Raw genomic sequence first — 15,948 nt, forward strand, 5'->3', positions numbered from 1 at the left:
ATAACGGAGTCCCCATGCACACGCATCTGCTGGTGAAGAGCCACTATTCCTTCTACGAAGGCACATCCAAGGTGCCTGCGTTGCTCGCGGCTGCGAAGGAAGGGGGAGCCCACTCACTGGCGCTCACGGATCGTGACAACATGTATGGGGCCTACGAGTTCTCCAAGCTCGCCAAGAAGGAGGGCATTCAGCCGATCCTCGGGGTTCAGCTCAGACTTCAGTTCGGCGAAAAACCGGATGACACAGGCTACATGGTCTTCCTGGCGATGAACGAGGAAGGCTACAAGAACATCTGTCGCCTCATGATCGAAGCGCAGCACCCGAACGAGGACGGGGTTTGCGATGGCATCGTCAAGGGCAAGTCTCTTGCCAAGCACACCGAAGGGGTCATCGCGCTGAGCGGAGGCGAGGATGGCGTGCTTGTTCGGATGCTGCAGAAGGGGCTGGACAAGCAGGCCGAGCAGATGGCGAGCTTCCTGCAGGCGCGATTTGGTGACCGCTTCTATCTGCAGATCAACCGCTCAGGCACCGAGATGGATGATCCTGAAATCGATCAGGCTCTGGTGAGCTTGGCGATCAACCCCAAGTTCGGCGGCAAGCATGCGGATGGAACCGCGTTCAAGGGTATCCCTGCGGTCGGCACATCGGAGGTGCGATACACGACGGAGGATCGGCACGTGGCCTTCGAAATCCTCCAAGCGATCAAGCAGAGCCGCAAGGTCGAAATCAGCGATGATGGCGTCAGTGGGGTGTTCAAGGGCCGTTACCACATGCGGAGCCGGGATGAGATGGAGGGGCTCTTCTCCGACATGCCGGAGGCCCTGCAGAATGCCAACTACATCGCCCAGCGCTGCTCTTTCATGGTGACCGACCGTGCTCCGATCCTTCCCAGCTTCACCGATGGCGAGACCAGCGAAATCGAAGAGCTGCGTCGCCAGGCCGAAGAAGGTCTGGAAGATCGCCTCAAGGATCGCGGGCTGACTGACGAGAAGCGGGCCGAGTATTCCAAGCGTCTCGACTATGAACTCGGCATCATCGAGAACATGGGCTTCCCCGGATACTTCCTGATCGTTTCCGACTTCATCAAGTGGGCCAAGGAACAGGACATCCCTGTTGGTCCCGGCCGCGGGTCGGGCGCAGGCTCTATGGTGGCCTGGGCCCTTCTGATTACCGATCTCGATCCTTTCGAGTTCGGATTGCTGTTCGAGCGCTTTCTCAACCCCGAGCGGGTCAGCATGCCCGATTTCGACATCGACATCTGCAAGGACCGGCGTGATGAGGTCATCAAGTACGTCCAGCGCAAGTACGGCGAGGAACAGGTCTCGCAGATCAACACCTTCGGCGAGGTGAAGTCGAAGACGGCCCTGAAGGACGTCGCCCGGGCGCTGGTGCATCCGCAATACGGCGTCTATGGCTTTGGCGAGCTCAACACGCTTACCCAGATGCTTCCGAACAAGGATGGAAGCCCGGAGCCGATGGCGCTGAAGGACGCCTATGAAAACTCTCAGGACTTCCGTGAGCAGATCGACAGCTCGCCAAAGATGCGCGCCCTCTATGATCGCAGCCGGATGGTTGAAGGGGTCTATAAATCGACCGGGATGCACGCTGCCGGCGTGATCATCGGTGATCGCCCGCTGCATGATCTGGTTCCGATCCGCTGGGACCAGGAAGCAAAGATGCCGGTGAGCCAGTTCAACATGAAGGGCTCTGAAAACACCGGCCTCGTGAAATTCGATTTCCTCGGGCTGAAGACCCTGACCGTGATCAAGACCGCGCTGGGCTTCATCAAGCAGACCCGGGGCGAGGACATCGACATCTCGAAAATCCCGCTCGACGACGATGCGGTCTACGAGATGATGCGCGAGGGCAAATCTGTTGGGGTCTTTCAGTTTGAATCTGGCGGCATGCAGAAGGTTCTGCGCGACGTCCGTCCGACGCGGATCGAAGACCTTATCGCCGTAAACGCGCTCTACCGACCAGGTCCGATGGACAACATCCCGCACTACGCCGCGTGCAAGAACGGCAAGGCTGAGCCCAACTATCCCGAGCCGGTCGATCGCACCAAGCCGTTCCTGGAAGAAACCTACGGGATCATGATCTACCAGGAGCAGGTGATGCGCGTGGCCCAGGAGGTCGCCGGATACTCCCTTGGCGGTGCGGACCTTTTGCGCCGGGCAATGGGCAAGAAGATCGCATCTGAAATGGACGCCCAGCGCGCCAAATTCGTCGAGGGTGCCACCAAACGCGGCACGTCGAAGGCCAAGGCCAATGAGCTGTTCGATACAATCGCGAAGTTTGCTGGCTACGGCTTCAACAAGTCGCACGCCGCGGCCTATGCCTACGTGGCCTACCAAACGGCCTGGCTCAAGTGTCACTACCCGGCCGAGTTCTTCGCGTCGCTGCTGTCCTACGAGGAGAAGGCCGAGAGGATGGCCCTGATCAAGGACGATATGGCAGCTTTCGGGATCGAGATGCTGCCCCCCTGCATCAATGCGTCGATCGGCTTCTTTTCTCCGGAGGCGGACAGAAAGTCCGAAGGGGGCTTCGGCATCCGTTTTGGCCTGACGGCGATCAAGGGGATCTCGGGGGAGATGAAAGCCTTCTTCGAGGCGAGAAATCAGAAAGTCTTCTCGAGCCTCAAGGATTTCGCGTCGCGCGGGGCAGGGCACTTCAACAAGTCCGCACTGGAAAGCCTTGCGGCGGCAGGAGCCTTCGATGGCCTCGATGACAACGCCCGAAGGGCGGTTGCCGAGATCAATTGGCATCTGAAGAATGCCAAGAACGACAAACGGCAGGCGAGCATGTTCGGTGGCGGCATGCTGGAAGACAACCTGCCTGCAGACATCGTGGAGATGAAAGACTGGGGCAACCGGCTCGAGCGTGAGTTCTCGGTCGTGGGGTTCTACTTCAAGGAACACCCGATCGATCACTATCTTCCGAAGCTCCGCCGCAAGGGTGTGAAACCCCTGCTGGAGCACTACGCGATGATGGACGAGCAGGAGATTGCAGAGGCCAACGGCAAGCTTGTCTGCGTGATGCTTGACGGTGTGTTCGTGAAGGACTCCCGGAAGGGTAACCGCTACCTGCGGCTGGTCGGCAATGAGAAGATGAGCCCGATCACGGCGATGTTCTTCCCGCCCAGGTTTGACAATCAGGGCCCCTCGCTGAACAAGGTCCATGAGATCGGCAAGACAGCGATCGCCAACAAGGTTCCGGTCGTGATGCGGGTGAACATCGTGCGGGAAGACGGAGAGGGAAACAGCAGCCTCTTCCTTCGGGACATCGTCCTTGCCGATGAGATCGCGCAGGATGTGAGAGGGGACCTGACCATCCGCTGTGATATGAACGAGTTCGCAGACACCTCGGAGAGCGCCAAGATCAAGGTCGAGGCTGCTCGGAAGCTGAAGAACGGGCAGATCTCTGAATCTGAAAAGGTCGAGGCGGTTGCAAAGGCTGACGCGATCCGGATCCGTTCAGGACTTGCACAGCTGAATGCCTACCTCGAGCAGGTGAAGGCAGAAACCGATCAGGAAGCGTCGGGGGTCAGCCAGGTGCGCCTTGAGCTGATGAAGGCCGACAAGTTTGAGGGCGGCAAGCTCCTGAATGGCAAGTTCCTGATCACCAATGCTGTGGAGGGCAAGCTCAAGACCATGGATGGCATCACGGGGCTGGTGGAGGTGCTGTGATGGTGCCATCTTGAAGCAAGGACGCAGTCCGCATCCCCAACCGAAAGGAGGTTGCATTGCGTGAAGTCGTACAACAGTACCTTAGAGCATTCGGCAGCATCCGCCGGGAGAACCCGTTTGGCGCCTGGTTGGGGCTTGTAGCGATTGTCGCCTTGTTCCTGTTTCTATTAGCTGTCATTTTGGCGGCCCTATCCGGCAACACCTGAAGAGCAGAGCGCAATGGCAGATCTCGAAGCACCGATTTCAGAGCACATCACGGTGAATCCGGACATCTTCGGCGGGGTGCCGATCATCAAGAATACGCGCATCCCGGTCTATGCGATCCGGGGGCGGCTGATGAATGGGGATACCATCGAGGTATCTGGTCGAAGACTATCCGGAAATCCCTCGCGACGCCTTTGTTGCCGCCGACATATTCGCGCGGGACCACCCCGAATGTGAGGTTCCTGTTGCTGGCGGGCGCCCATGGGAAGCGACGAGCTAGCCTATACGCCCCCTGACACTCGGTCGGTCTCAATGGCGCTAGGTCTGATTGCGCTGCTCACTAGCGCGACCGACGCTCAACTCAATCCGGCAGCGTCCCGCAAGGCCTGGTTCATGGGAGTCTGCCACCCGGGGCCATCCGCCTTGAAGCGCGCCACGCCTTCAGGATCCAAGCGCAGGGAGACCGCGACCTTTGAATTTGCCGCCTTCGGACGTCCGCCAGCACTCCTGCGCATCTTCTTTGCGGTCGGCTATCGGCTCGCTCTGAAGCTTTCGCTCACCGGCCCCCATATTTCTTCATAAGCTCGATGAAGGTCTGCTTGCGCTGCTTCCGGCCGAGGAGCGGGATCGTGTCCATGCCCCAAAGCAGGTCCCGGTTCCCGGTCAGGGTGAACTGAGCGAGGGCCATTGAGCTGACGTCGCCTTTCCAGGGCACTTGACGGTCGTTCGCGAAGAGTCCCTTTGGAAGATCGCTGATCTGCGGCAGCAGGCCGAGCGTGAGGCCGTGGCGGATCAGGTCCGGGATGTCTTCCTCGAGCACGGCGGCGCGCACCCAGCCTAGGCCGTAGGAGACCACGGAAAAGCCCTTCTCCGCGAGCTGCATGGCGGTCAGGAACATGTTGGCCTTATCCGCGCCTTTGATCCAGACGCCCTGCCAGCTCGTGTGTGCGCGATCCTCGCCCTGAACTTTGGACTTCTCCTCGCCCAGCGCGCAGGCCCTCCACAGGGTCTCTGCAACCACGCCGGCCGACCACGAGATTTCAGTGTATTTGGACGACAGGAAGTCTTTCACCGGCTCGGGCAGGTTGGGCCCCAGGAGGTCATACTCGGCGCCCATGTAGAGCGACTTGATGTCGATTGAGGTGAAGTGGTCCATGACGACGAGTTCCGGATGGGCCACCCAGCTCCGTGCGATCCGCTTCTCCTTCTCCATGGCGTTGCCGAAGCCGTAGATCGGTGCGATGTCCCCGTCGATCCGGTTGATGGTTACCTCGGCGATGCAGGGGTTTTCGTTCTCCAGCACCCACTTCATCTTGTCCTTGGCGACCGACCTGATTTCGCTGCGTCCGTAGAATTCGAACGGACCCCTTGGAATGGGCGTGTGGAACATCTCCTGGGCATAGGACACCCGCGGGCGGCGCAGCATGACCCAGCGGCCGCCGCGAACAGGTGAGACACCGGTTTGTGTGAACTCCTGCCAGGCGTTGCCACTCTTGATGATCGTGGCGGCCTCCGATTTGGGGTACTCGGCCTCCGGCAGGACGCAGCGCATGTCCTCGCGCAGGAAACGCCCGATGAAGACGTCCTCCATCCGCGAGCGCGGGTTCACATCCCTGATGAGCCGGAAGCTCATCTGCATGATGCGGGAGAAAAACTCTGAAATGATCGGAGCCGCCTGCGTGACCTCCGTGTCGTTGGGGTTCATCCCCCACTCTTTGAGGACGTCCTTTGGAGACACGACCAGGTACTTGTCGTGCCGTAGCCAGGGGCTGCGCCATGCATCGGACTTCTTGTAGAAGGCGTCGAAGGTAATGTTGGTCCACCAGATGACATCTGTTGGCAACTCATAGATGCTGGAAATGCGTTTGGCCGGCTGTCCGCTTACCGAAGCGAAGCCTTCTGCCGGCTCGCTCTCGCTGTCGAAGGCGACGTAGCCGAACCTGCGCGTGATGCCGTCGTTATCTGCCACTTTGTATGCGTCCTATCTCTTTCACTCGCGCATCGCGGATTTCAGAATGCCGAGCCAGGTTTGCGGCTTCATGCTCACGAACGGGCCGCCGGGGTCCATCCAGCTGTCTACGATCTTGTCCATGGTGTTCTCGTTGCCGTTTTGGCGTACCCCTAGCGGCAGCATGCGGAAGCCGTGCAGCATCTCTCCGCGGCGTTCGTAGATGTCGTCCGGCATGGCGAGCATGATGTTCGCGAGGTCGAGGAGATCCGATGTTCCAAGACGCGCCTCCGCATGGTCCTCACGGGCTCGAAGTTCGGCCTGCAGCTTTCGGGCTCCATCTGCGATGGTTTGTGCCGACCGCAGCGTGTCCGGTTTCACCTGACGTGCCTGAGTGGCGGTTTCCGCCCATCGCAAGGACACCTGGATGGCCCTGACGATGTGGTGCAGGTGTCCCTGCGGGATTTCAGGGAGCCAGATCAACACGGCCTCTTCGTTGCGACCCGCGAGCCCGATGTGCTGGCACATATGGCAATAGCTGCAGACCGTCAGAAGGTTGTCCGGGCGGTTGTCCGAGTGATCATCATTCACGTGGTGAACTTCCTGCCACTTCTTGGATTTGAAGCCGCAGAGCTGACAGGTGTTGTCATCTCGCTCGAGGGCCTTACGGCGCACAAGACCGAATTCAGCATCCGCCTCCTCGGAGCTTTCGTCGTTCATCCTCCAATTTTTGGCTTTCACTGAGAGTCTCAGTCGGGGGTCACTCATGGGGCACCTGAAGTCCTTCTTGTCTCTCAAGTGCTTCACAGGAGTTCATAAGTGGTGAAGGCGGTCAGGAAGGCGTCACCTGAATGGCTAGAGGCCTTACAACTGAGCTTGAAGGTATATCCCGGCCATTATATACTCAATATTCCAAAAAGGATATACCATGCCGCTCTACATCAAAGACCCGGACGTTGACATTCTGGTTGAGCGCTACCTTGCGGCATCCGGCGCAAAGACCAAGACCGAAGCGGTACGGAGAGCCTTGGAGCTTGGCATTCAGGCTTGCGAGAAGCGGGAAACGCTTTCTGAGCGGGTTGCCAAAGTTCAACGCCAAGCCGCCAAGGCCGGTTTGGGCGCGCGAGAGGCGGACGACAAGGCGTTCATGGATGACCTCTGGGGGGAAGATGAATGATTGTCGATGCGAGCGCGCTGTGCGCAATTTTGCTGAACGAACCGGAAGCGCCTGCGATGCTCAAGGCTCTGGAAGCCTCGGAAGGCAAGGTATTGATCTCGCCAGTCGTCCGAATGGAAGCGACGCTGCGGATCGCTCGATCCTTTGCTGACAAGCGGCAATCGGTCCACACTAACCCCGAGGACTTTGATCAGGCGGCTGACTTGACAGGAGCGCTCTTAGAAGCGATCGGGGCGAAAGAAATGCCCATCTCGGAGAGCATCGGGACGCAGGCGATCGCGGCGCTAAAGAAGTATGGAAAAGTGGCGGGTCATCCCGCCAAGCTGAACATGGGTGATGCGTTCTCCTACGCCCTCGCAAAAGCGTTCAACCAGCCGCTTCTCTACAAGGGGAACGACTTCACCCACACGGATTTGGCCTAGTGGATCCGAGTCGACGATCTGAGAGAGCGACTCCAGCCCGTTCCTGAAAACAACGGGCTGGGAGTAATCGCGAGTACCGCCGGGCCTGGAGAACAGTGACTTCTTAGACCTCGACAGTTTCTACCGATCGAGGCGTGTATTCAGGGGATGATCACGCCGCTCTCGGTGACCACCGCGAAGTTGCCATTCATCCGCATGAACTCGCGGATCCGGCCAGCGCCTGGGATTTCCTGCCCGACACCGAACATGGAGACTCCAGTTGGAGTGTCGATCCACACGAGGTCGTTGGACAACCCAGCGAGACGATACTCCGTGAAGATGTGCGGTCGGTTCGGAGGCTGCACACCGTTGCCGCGGGCTTTCAGGGCATCCAACTCACGCTTTTTCGCCGCAAGCTCCCTGCGAAGTCGTGCGGCTTCAGATTCAGAGTTCTTGACGGATGCCGTTTTCACACCCGGTTTCGTAGGCGCTTTTTCAGAGTCCGCTTCAGAAGGTGCCGGGTTGATGCCGGTGCCGACCGTAAGTGGGGTGTCTGCGACAACGGGAAGCTGGAGGCTCGGAGTATTGGCAGGGGCCGCGGTCTTTTGAGCACTGAGCTCAGCCACCCGCTTCTCCAGGTTCGCAACCTTCTCTCCATTGGCTTGTTCGATGCCTTTGAGGCGTTCGGAAAGCTCGTCAAGTGAGGCCTGCAGAGCACTCAATTCCTTCGCCGGAGCAGATGCCTCTGAAGAGGGGGCTGGCAGGTCCATCAAACGCTTGGAAACGACCTCATCCACCAAGGAGCGTGTCTCCTCCTTGGTCATGACATCGTCCTCGAACTTGTCGAGGCGGTTGAGCACGTCATCCAGCTTGGTCAGAACATTGGCAATCTGCTCATTCGACTTCGAGCTCTGCGTAGCCTCGGGGAGCGGAGTATCCTCGAGGGCGGCAGGGGAAGCTTCGAGCTCTCCTGCATTTCCGAAATCAGGGAGCTCAAGCCCTGGCCTGTTTCCTGAGGACTGGGAATCCGATGGGGAACCACCCAGATCCAAAGGCTCCTCACCTCGTACCGGCAGGCCGATAGAGGGAGACGGGGCCTGTGTCTCGCTCCCGGGCATTGCCGGGAAGCTTGGTGCCTGATTGCCGGCCAGGCGTTCTTCACCCGGGATCGCAAGCGGGGCATTGGACGTCGGCGGCGTGTATCCAGGGTTGGCCTGTTGGGTGTATGCGGGCGGAGCGGATTGCTGAGGCGCACTACCACCCCCGGTAAGCATGGGGAGCACAACGAAATACCCTGCGCCACCGACCAGCAAGGCCATGGCAGACACGGCGCCAAAGAAGATCATCTTACCCTTCTTTGAGCCCTCTTTGGCGACAGGGCCCTCGTCGTCCTCATCGTCGTCATCCTCCTCAATGTGGCCGTCGTCCTCATCTTCGTCCTCGTCGCTGAAGAATTCGTCCAAGGCGCCGCTGGGAGGGACATCATCCTCTTCCTCGTCCTCATCTTCGAAATCTCCGTCCTCGTCTTCATCGAAGCCATCTGCGAAGTCGTCTCCTCCATTGCCTGGAGGGGGAGGGACGTCATCATCCTCTTCATCGAGGTCATCGAAGAAGTCACCATCGCTGCCGAAGATCTCATCGTCATCGTCCCCATCGGGGCCGGCGCCAGGAAAGCCCCCTTGGGCCATTTCGGTCAGGTCTTTTGCAAAATCGTCGTCGTCGGCGGCCATGTCTTACTCCACTATCCTTGAAGAATTTGTCTCAATTGGTTTCCCCACTGTGAATTCACTCAAGGAACAGAATTCCCAGTGGGGTGTTGGCTTCCACGCGCACGGTTGTCGGGCGGGCACCAAGGTACTCATCGATGATGTTGCCGGTTTCCTGGGCGGCAGCTCCCCCTGCGATGAGCGCATTGCTCCGCATGGACCGTTCTGCAGTGGCAACTTCGGATTGCCCATCGCCAAGGTTGCTGACGGTCTGCCCGGACTCTGAAATCGCAGTGCCCAGACCAGAAAGGAATGCCGTGCTCGCTTTGACAGCGACGCGGCTCAGCAGGTGCCGATCCACAGACGTCGCAATCCCCGTGCCCACATGAGCAGTGTCGACAGCAACCGCCCGGATCGGGAAGGTCCCATCCACCTTTTTGCCGCTCATGGTCTCGCCGATGGAAATCGAAGAGAACTCAAGCATCAGCTTTTCGTTGGAGAGCGAGAAGTTACCCAGAAGACGCGCACCTGCCAGATCGCCCTGGAGAATCTTCGCCACGATGGGCCCCGGGGCATCGCTGTCTGCTCGGGTGACCATGGTGGCATAGATGATGTCTCCCGCCAGAGGGGCCTTGAACGGCAGCTCTGAGGCTGACCCTGAAGGCACCGACCCGGCACTAGCTGCGGCCATCTCGCCGTCCTGGGAACTCGTCCCCACTGCGCTATCCCGCGCCTGCAGGATGGCAGAAGGCATTTCGACCCCGCCATCAGAGGCGCCGAAGGAGCCCGAGCTTCCGGCGGCCGCGGACATCTCCGCAGGAGGTTGGTACCAATAGGCGGTAGTAGGTTCGCCTGGGACAGTATCGACACGCTGCATGATCCGCGCCATCTGCTGCACGTAAAGATTGCGGAGGGCTTCATCAGTCTGAGGCTGCGGACGTTCGACCAACTGAGGTTGAGCCGGCTGTCCCTGAGGGGTGGCTCCGCCTCTCGGTGTCAGCGTCGGCGCTTCGATGTTTACTGTCTCGCGAGGAATGATTGTTGGCCGGGGCTCTTCAACCTTTGCAGGCGCATCCGGGATCTCGATCGGCTTTACGTCTTTGGGCTGAGACACTTGCGGGCGGATGATCTCAGGCTCCTTTTTCTCGAGCTTGAGTTCGAGCTCGGTCTGATCGCGGACATCGGTTCCGGTCAGCGTCGGCAGAGCTGACTTGCCGGAGTTCTTGGCCTCGTCGATGCGCTGGCGATCGGCCTCCCTCAGGACGCGCTCGTAGGCTTCGTTCACCTCGCCGCTGATCACATCATCGCTTTGGTTGGGGGCCGAGCGGGTGCGGCTTTCAGACTGGGCCGTCGCCTCGTCTCCGCCGGAGAAGACCACGATGCCAATGATGCCAACGATGACGGCACCCAGAAACATCAGCATCCGCTTGGAGCCTTTGTCGCCGGCAATCGTCTTGAACACGTTTTTCTTTTCGTCTGCCATTGGGACGCTCCTTAGTTACGGCGGGCCGAGACGGTATCCAGACGGCCGCCTTGGGAGATGAGTAGGATGGGGCTCTCGGGAAGAACAAAGACGCTCACACCACTGACGTTCGAGCTCTTTCCGATATAAGCTGGAGAGAGTACCTCGCCGTGGGTGCGCACGTACATCTTCCCTCCGTAGAGCCAGGATTCCACTCCAGATGCGCTGGTCTCCATCTCATCTGCGCCGCGAGGGGGCAGACCATCGAGGAACGCGATCATCGTCTTGTCGCCGGTCGGGGACAGGCTGAGGTTCTCGGTCATCGCGTAGTTCGAGTTGGGCCCCACATCATCGATGCGGGCGTCAACGCGGAAATCGACCTCGTCTTCGTCCCGCGCATCCAGTGTCAGCAGTACGGGGACAGGATTGTCGACCAGGGTCACGACCATGTTCGAGGACGCGTAGTCGGTTCTCGGGTTCACCACGATGATGTTGGTCACGCCCTGTTCCCCTGCAGGCTGGGCGGCAAATGCATTTGGATCACCGGGGGTAACAGTCAGCACAGGCCAGGGGTTACCATTCCGGTCAGAAAACGTGATCGTGGAGACCTGACCCAGCTGCATGCGGATGACCGGGATTTCTTCTCCCGGCTTGAGCGACAGATCGATCGACCGAATGGTCCTCTTCGGGTCAGCAGTCACCTGTTGGCGCTCGGCCCTGCGGGTCTCCTCATAGCGCTTCTTGAACATCAGGATTTGCTCGGGGGTCATCGGAACCACGCCTTGCATGGCTTCAATGAAGGCCCGCTGCTTCGGAGACATCCCCGAAAGAGGGTCATCCGCCTGAATTTCCGCGACCGCGTTGCTGTTCTCGATGATCTTGAAGATCTCGGCCATCGCCTTGGCGTCTTCGGCCGACAACTCGGGCAGGTCTGAAATCGAGCTTTCCGGAATCGCCGCGACGGCGCTGGGCTGAACGTCGGGCCGGATGGCCTGCGCGCTGGCGACCACCTGATTGCGCACCTGCGCCTGGGCATTCTGAATTCTGATCGGGTTCTGCGGATTGCTCTGAGCAGAATAGATCACGATCTCGGGCGTCTCCTGTCCGGCATGAGCGCCAGGTCCAGCGGACACGTAGATTGCGCATGCTGCGGCCAGAGAAGCGAGAATTCGGTTGCGATGATGCATCATGAAATGGACCTCTTACTGGGCAATGATCTGGGCGATGCCGATGCCCTTGGGGTTTTCGAGTACTGAACGGCGCACGATGACGGCTTGCACCACCAGGTCCTGCGTGGGCTTGCTCTTGGGCCCTTGGTAGGTGACGAGCATGGGCAGCTCGATCTTCCAGGCGTAGCGGCCGTTCAGATAGCCTTCCGCGACCACCACCGGCGCGGCCCGCGGGGCAGCCGTGGTGACATATTGGTTCGCCTTCACACGCTGGAGTGTCTGGCTTTCTTCCAATGCGGTCAGGAAGCCCCTCCAGCCTTCGGTGGTGAAGGCGCTCTGGGATTCCTGGAACTGCTGGCGGTAGTTGGCGAAATCGTAGGTGTAGGCTCGGGTGATTGCCTCTGTCGCCCAGCTGAGAACCTGGTTGTTCGACTGCACCGGCTGGTCGAGTGCAGTCAGAGGCAGGATGCCGCCGTTGGAATCCGTGGCGAAGTACCGGACCTCCTGCTTGCGCAAGCCAAGAAAGACGTTGGCGACCACCGACAGCGCCAAGACCAGGCACACGACCAGAAGCAGCTTGTTCTGGAGGTACACCTTTTCCCGGACCATGGTGTCGCGCAGCAGCCTGGTTGCCACCACATCTTCAATTGGTGCACGGGGCATTTCCCCGGCAGCACCCTTCGCACGCTTCTTCGGTCCCGACGCTATGCGCCCGGAAGCTGGCCTTGTGCTGGTCTTATTCTTTTGGTCCTTAGCCATCCAACATCCCTGGCCGTCGATCTGCGGCCGCTGATACTGTGGCTGATATTCAGGATAATTCTTAAATGGGGGCAAAACCGGCTTTCAACCGGATTTTATCCATTGATGATAATCTGTCCTTAACAGCAGATGCCTAGGTTCAGATCAGGACGCCCACATGACCCAAATTCAAAGAAAACCATGGAAACCAGAAGAGACTGAACGGCTCATCAAGACTTGGGATGAGATCGGGAGCATTGTGGTCATCTCGATCCTTCTGGGCCGAAGCCAGTCGTCAGTACAAACTCAGGCGAGCCGGATCGCGCTCCCCAGGCGAAGCGAGCAACTTCAGAGACATCGTCGGCGCTGGTCACGCAGTGAGGAGCGCCAACTGGAGGCTTCGTTGAAAGCCAACACGACCGGCCGGGGTATGATCGACATCTATTCGATCGCCGAGGACCTCAACCGTAGCGTGGATGCGATCGCAGCAAAACTTCAGGACAGCTTTGCCAGTGAGGCGGAGCTTGCCGAGAAGATCGACATTCCAGACCATATTCAGGAAATCATGGACCGGGCCCTGGACAAGGACAAGAAGGCGCAGCCCTACGCTGAACGCGGGACCATCAAGGACACCCGCTACAAGGAGCGTATGCGCAATTGTCTGACCTGCGAGAACCCGTTCTGGAGCGAGGGCGCCCATAACCGCATCTGCGATCGCTGCAAGAAACAGCACGACAGCGACGACTGAGCCTTAGGTTTCCAGAGCGGTGCCATTGAAGTCCCCTGTCATTCAGGGTCATGTGTTCACCGACTAGAACTTCAAGGAACCCCAGACTGATGCTGCCCGACACAACGCTTGTGATCCTCCTGATCGTGTATCTCGCGCCGCTTGTCTTCGTCATCTGGGCGATCCTATCGGTTGTCGCTGCCCTCAAACGAATTGCGACGGCCCTCGAGGCCCAAGCACTCGGTGATGGCAACGCTAGTGCTTCTCCCGCTGCTCGGGCCAAGAGCAACGACCCTGCCTACAAATACATCCCCAAGCCCAAGTGATCCGGGCGCGCCGAGAGACCATTGAGGTGTCTGCTGAAGAGGCTGATACATGGGAAGCAGCGGCAAGGAACATAGATGACTGAAGAGCTCCAATTCGAACTCGTCTTCTTGCTCCCGGAAGGTGAGCACGATCCCTTTGCACTGTCCGATGCTGTTTTCGGGACAGGCCATGAAGATGCCATCGTGGGCACAGGCCATACCGGCCTTCTGCGAGTGGAACTTGAAGCGTCAGGGGCTGATCCTGAGACGGTGATCCTTGACGCCGCAAGGGGTCTCATCAAATCCTTGCCCGCGGGCACTGTCCTGCGCGAAGTGAGGCCTGACCTGGTGACACTCAAGGCTGTGGCCCGGAGGCTCGGGGTAAGTCGCCCGGCGCTCAGTCAGCGCAAGATGCCATTGCCTGTCGTCGGGGGCCTATACCGGATCGACGAGATTGTGGAAGCCGTGATGGAAGCCTTCGAACCCCAAGAAGCAGGTCAACGCTGTCCGCGTCTCAATCTGGTTGCGGCCTCGAAGTGGTTTCGGGCTGGCCCCGCCGCGCGCAGGTTGAACGCTCTGCTGACGTTGAGGGAAATCGACCCCGCCACGCTCGAGAGGACGGGCGCAGCGAAGTGAGAGCGGAAAGCTGCTCAACTCTGATTGTCCGGCTTCTTCGAGATGATCCGGGGTAACTCGTGATCCCGCGCCCTCATCTCAACCAGTACATGGGAAGCGCAATGCCGTCAGTCAAGAGGCCCCGCTGATACAGCGGGGCCTCAGATTTCTAACTCATGCCATTTGGGGAGCGAGCGCTTCCCCGCAAGTGATCCGCAAGCCCGGCCGATTTTGAAGCCCGGCCGCATGGACGTGCTCGAGGGCCTTGTGCAACTGGTCAACGGTGCCATCGTTCCGCAAGACATGGGAGAACATCGCGTCTGGAAGCGGCAGCTCGCTGGGGTGTGCGTCGCTGAAATCCTTCTCATCGTGATCGGCGCCTTCGATTTTCAGAGTCTGGAGGCGTGCACCGAACATGTATTGCAGCATCGCAATCTCATTGGGGTAGCGGATGTCGTCGATGACCACCTTGCGCCCCGCCTCGAGATGGCGACGCACCTTCGAGCAGGCGATCTCAACCCAGATGTCCGAATAGATCAGGTTGCGGATCTCATTGCCAAGCACACGCATGATGTGGCGGCAGGTGGTGCCCCGCAGGGAAGCGATGGGCTCCATCTTGTCGGCTTGCGAGCCTTCGATCAGGCGCCAGATATCGTCGGTCTCCACGCCAGCTTCGTCGAGGATCACCTCGGTCATCCGCTTGAGCGTGTCCGCCATCTTAACGCGCACAAAGCCCTGCGCGAGAAAGTGGTCGGCCGCGGTGCTTTTTCCGGCCCCTTGAAGGCCATTCAGGGCAACGACTTCAGCGCTCATTGGGCCACCTCCGCCAGGAAGGCATCCATGTCGCGGGGCAGACCATCGCTTTCATAGAGCGTGCCCTCTTCATCGTAGTAGAAGAGCGTCGGGGTAGAAGTCAGCTGGAGCTGCTCGAACAGGTCCATGTTCCGATCGAGGTATCGGCTGGCGTTCTTGAACGCGTCGGTCCCGGCGGCGGGGGGCGCCTGAACTGGCTGCATACGGGTGGAACCTTCTCCGGCAAACCACGCCCGGGAGGGAACATCGCGCGACAGCAGGGACAGCGCCTTCGCCTCGCTACCTTGAAGGCCAGCGATCAGGATGATCCGCACGGTGACTTCCCTGTTCACGACGCGGGGGCGCAGATCCTGCCAGGCGCGGTGGCAGTAGGGGCAATTGGGGTCAGCAACCATATAGACAACCGGCGCATCGTCCACTCCGACCTGGAACCAGGCCGCGCTTTCCAGATCCTGGCGAACGCCATCGCCTGCACGATCAGACAGGTATTCGGAGACGTCCTGCTGTGCCGCAGCTCCGCTTTGCACCTCGGGGATCGAGACCTCGCTCAGCCCGTTGGTGACAGCCGGTTCGGGAACAGCCGTCACCTCGACATCGGTCTCGCCTCGCGCAATCTCGGCATTGCGCTGGGCGGCCCGGTATCGGTTTTCCATGTCCGCGATCTGCACGCCGGTGACATTGGTGCCGGTCTCGCGGAAAAGAACGCCGGCAACGACATGCTTCTCATCGGGGGTGACGTAGAAGGTTTGCACTTTCCCCGACGGGCTCTCCCCGAGGTATCCTTTCAGCCCGCCTGCGTCTCCGAGGTAGGTCAGCCGAACACCACTGTCGATGAGATATTTCAGAACACCTTTTTCAGAGTCTGCGGACAACGCCTGCATGACGCTGTCCGATGGGATGGACGGGATTTGCGGCTGGCGATCGTCCTGAGCAAAAGCTGGAAGCGCCAGGACTGAAGACATGGCGCTCGAGAAAATCAGTTTCTTCATCGTGATAC

Annotated in this window: 17 protein-coding genes; 8 read left to right on the forward strand and 9 right to left on the reverse strand. The window is 59.5% G+C overall.

Annotated features, from left to right (window positions below):
• The first annotated feature begins 14 nt into the window (after window positions 1-14).
• The 3 genes from dnaE to G0D83_RS25540 are packed head-to-tail and all read left to right on the forward strand — an operon-like array spanning window position 15 to window position 4,127.
• Entirely contained in the window at window positions 15-3,686 is a 3,672-nt protein-coding gene (gene dnaE, locus G0D83_RS25530; RefSeq protein ID WP_164197380.1) for a DNA polymerase III subunit alpha, read from the forward strand.
• 56 nt (window positions 3,687-3,742) lie between these two features.
• On the forward strand, window positions 3,743-3,892 hold the full coding sequence (locus G0D83_RS25535; protein ID WP_164197381.1) for a hypothetical protein: 150 nt from the start codon (window positions 3,743-3,745) through the stop codon (window positions 3,890-3,892).
• Window positions 3,893-3,905: 13 nt separating this feature from the next.
• Window positions 3,906-4,127 (forward strand): DUF433 domain-containing protein, encoded by a 222-nt coding sequence (locus tag G0D83_RS25540; protein WP_203595658.1) that lies wholly within the window; start codon window positions 3,906-3,908, stop codon window positions 4,125-4,127.
• A gap of 119 nt (window positions 4,128-4,246) precedes the next feature.
• Here G0D83_RS25540 and G0D83_RS25545 read toward each other — a convergent pair whose 3' ends face one another.
• Genes G0D83_RS25545 through G0D83_RS25555 form a run of 3 tightly spaced genes read right to left on the reverse strand, consistent with a single transcriptional unit; the run spans window position 4,247 to window position 6,558 of the window.
• The gene (locus G0D83_RS25545) at window positions 4,247-4,405 is read right to left on the reverse strand and encodes a BrnA antitoxin family protein (protein WP_164197382.1); all 159 of its coding nucleotides are present in this window, start codon (window positions 4,403-4,405) and stop codon (window positions 4,247-4,249) included.
• A gap of 41 nt (window positions 4,406-4,446) precedes the next feature.
• The gene (locus G0D83_RS25550; protein WP_164197383.1) at window positions 4,447-5,859 is read right to left on the reverse strand and encodes a hypothetical protein; all 1,413 of its coding nucleotides are present in this window, start codon (window positions 5,857-5,859) and stop codon (window positions 4,447-4,449) included.
• A 21-nt stretch (window positions 5,860-5,880) separates the two neighbouring features.
• Window positions 5,881-6,558, reverse strand: a complete 678-nt coding sequence (locus tag G0D83_RS25555; RefSeq protein ID WP_164197384.1) for an HNH endonuclease — start codon at window positions 6,556-6,558, stop codon at window positions 5,881-5,883.
• Window positions 6,559-6,766: 208 nt separating this feature from the next.
• On the opposite strand from G0D83_RS25555, the gene G0D83_RS25560 reads away from it, so the two are divergent.
• Together G0D83_RS25560 and G0D83_RS25565 are read left to right on the forward strand one after the other, a co-directional pair.
• Window positions 6,767-7,015, forward strand: coding sequence for a type II toxin-antitoxin system VapB family antitoxin (locus G0D83_RS25560; protein WP_164197385.1), 249 nt, complete (start codon window positions 6,767-6,769; stop codon window positions 7,013-7,015).
• Window positions 7,012-7,437 (forward strand): type II toxin-antitoxin system VapC family toxin, encoded by a 426-nt coding sequence (locus G0D83_RS25565; protein WP_164197386.1) that lies wholly within the window; start codon window positions 7,012-7,014, stop codon window positions 7,435-7,437. Before G0D83_RS25560 ends, G0D83_RS25565 begins: the two co-directional genes overlap by 4 nt.
• A 140-nt stretch (window positions 7,438-7,577) precedes the next feature.
• Here G0D83_RS25565 and G0D83_RS25570 read toward each other — a convergent pair whose 3' ends face one another.
• Genes G0D83_RS25570 through G0D83_RS25585 form a run of 4 tightly spaced genes read right to left on the reverse strand, consistent with a single transcriptional unit; the run spans window position 7,578 to window position 12,389 of the window.
• On the reverse strand, window positions 7,578-9,146 hold the full coding sequence (locus G0D83_RS25570; RefSeq protein WP_164197387.1) for a hypothetical protein: 1,569 nt from the start codon (window positions 9,144-9,146) through the stop codon (window positions 7,578-7,580).
• A 55-nt stretch (window positions 9,147-9,201) separates the two neighbouring features.
• Window positions 9,202-10,605 carry a DotG/IcmE/VirB10 family protein gene (locus G0D83_RS25575; RefSeq protein ID WP_164197388.1) on the reverse strand — a complete coding sequence of 468 codons (1,404 nt, stop codon included), beginning with the start codon at window positions 10,603-10,605 and terminating at the stop codon, window positions 9,202-9,204.
• 11 nt (window positions 10,606-10,616) lie between these two features.
• Window positions 10,617-11,774: a DotH/IcmK family type IV secretion protein gene (locus G0D83_RS25580; protein ID WP_164197389.1), complete on the reverse strand. Its 1,158-nt coding sequence runs from the start codon at window positions 11,772-11,774 to the stop codon at window positions 10,617-10,619.
• Window positions 11,775-11,786: 12 nt separating this feature from the next.
• A complete protein-coding gene (locus G0D83_RS25585) occupies window positions 11,787-12,389 on the reverse strand; it encodes a type IVB secretion system apparatus protein IcmL/DotI (RefSeq protein WP_164197390.1) in 603 nt (200 codons plus the stop codon).
• A 280-nt stretch (window positions 12,390-12,669) separates the two neighbouring features.
• On the opposite strand from G0D83_RS25585, the gene G0D83_RS25590 reads away from it, so the two are divergent.
• From G0D83_RS25590 to G0D83_RS25600, 3 genes are all read left to right on the forward strand, one after another.
• Complete coding sequence (locus G0D83_RS25590) at window positions 12,670-13,239, forward strand: hypothetical protein (RefSeq protein ID WP_164197391.1); 570 nt, start codon at window positions 12,670-12,672, stop codon at window positions 13,237-13,239.
• 89 nt (window positions 13,240-13,328) lie between these two features.
• Window positions 13,329-13,544 (forward strand): hypothetical protein, encoded by a 216-nt coding sequence (locus G0D83_RS25595; RefSeq protein WP_164197392.1) that lies wholly within the window; start codon window positions 13,329-13,331, stop codon window positions 13,542-13,544.
• A gap of 75 nt (window positions 13,545-13,619) precedes the next feature.
• On the forward strand, window positions 13,620-14,159 hold the full coding sequence (locus tag G0D83_RS25600; protein ID WP_164197393.1) for a hypothetical protein: 540 nt from the start codon (window positions 13,620-13,622) through the stop codon (window positions 14,157-14,159).
• Between the two features lie 153 nt (window positions 14,160-14,312).
• Here G0D83_RS25600 and G0D83_RS25605 read toward each other — a convergent pair whose 3' ends face one another.
• On the reverse strand, window positions 14,313-14,951 hold the full coding sequence (locus G0D83_RS25605; RefSeq protein ID WP_164197394.1) for a hypothetical protein: 639 nt from the start codon (window positions 14,949-14,951) through the stop codon (window positions 14,313-14,315).
• A complete protein-coding gene (locus G0D83_RS25610; RefSeq protein WP_164197395.1) occupies window positions 14,948-15,940 on the reverse strand; it encodes a thioredoxin fold domain-containing protein in 993 nt (330 codons plus the stop codon). Before G0D83_RS25610 ends, G0D83_RS25605 begins: the two co-directional genes overlap by 4 nt.
• Window positions 15,941-15,948 lie beyond the last annotated feature (8 nt).

Source organism: Salipiger sp. PrR003 (assembly GCF_010500785.1).
Classification (GTDB): Bacteria; Pseudomonadota; Alphaproteobacteria; order Rhodobacterales; family Rhodobacteraceae; genus Salipiger; species Salipiger pacificus_A.

Coding starts and splice junctions, on each gene's coding strand:
- dnaE (WP_164197380.1), top strand. CDS start 15: ATGCACACGCATCTGCTGGTGAAGAGCCACTATTCCTTCTACGAAGGC.
- G0D83_RS25540 (WP_203595658.1), top strand. CDS start 3,906: ATGGCAGATCTCGAAGCACCGATTTCAGAGCACATCACGGTGAATCCG.
- G0D83_RS25545 (WP_164197382.1), bottom strand. CDS start 4,405: ATGCGCAGGAGTGCTGGCGGACGTCCGAAGGCGGCAAATTCAAAGGTC.
- G0D83_RS25555 (WP_164197384.1), bottom strand. CDS start 6,558: ATGAACGACGAAAGCTCCGAGGAGGCGGATGCTGAATTCGGTCTTGTG.
- G0D83_RS25560 (WP_164197385.1), top strand. CDS start 6,767: ATGCCGCTCTACATCAAAGACCCGGACGTTGACATTCTGGTTGAGCGC.
- G0D83_RS25565 (WP_164197386.1), top strand. CDS start 7,012: ATGATTGTCGATGCGAGCGCGCTGTGCGCAATTTTGCTGAACGAACCG.
- G0D83_RS25570 (WP_164197387.1), bottom strand. CDS start 9,146: ATGGCCGCCGACGACGACGATTTTGCAAAAGACCTGACCGAAATGGCC.
- G0D83_RS25575 (WP_164197388.1), bottom strand. CDS start 10,605: ATGGCAGACGAAAAGAAAAACGTGTTCAAGACGATTGCCGGCGACAAA.
- G0D83_RS25580 (WP_164197389.1), bottom strand. CDS start 11,774: ATGATGCATCATCGCAACCGAATTCTCGCTTCTCTGGCCGCAGCATGC.
- G0D83_RS25590 (WP_164197391.1), top strand. CDS start 12,670: ATGACCCAAATTCAAAGAAAACCATGGAAACCAGAAGAGACTGAACGG.
- G0D83_RS25595 (WP_164197392.1), top strand. CDS start 13,329: ATGCTGCCCGACACAACGCTTGTGATCCTCCTGATCGTGTATCTCGCG.
- G0D83_RS25600 (WP_164197393.1), top strand. CDS start 13,620: ATGACTGAAGAGCTCCAATTCGAACTCGTCTTCTTGCTCCCGGAAGGT.
- G0D83_RS25605 (WP_164197394.1), bottom strand. CDS start 14,951: ATGAGCGCTGAAGTCGTTGCCCTGAATGGCCTTCAAGGGGCCGGAAAA.
- G0D83_RS25610 (WP_164197395.1), bottom strand. CDS start 15,940: ATGAAGAAACTGATTTTCTCGAGCGCCATGTCTTCAGTCCTGGCGCTT.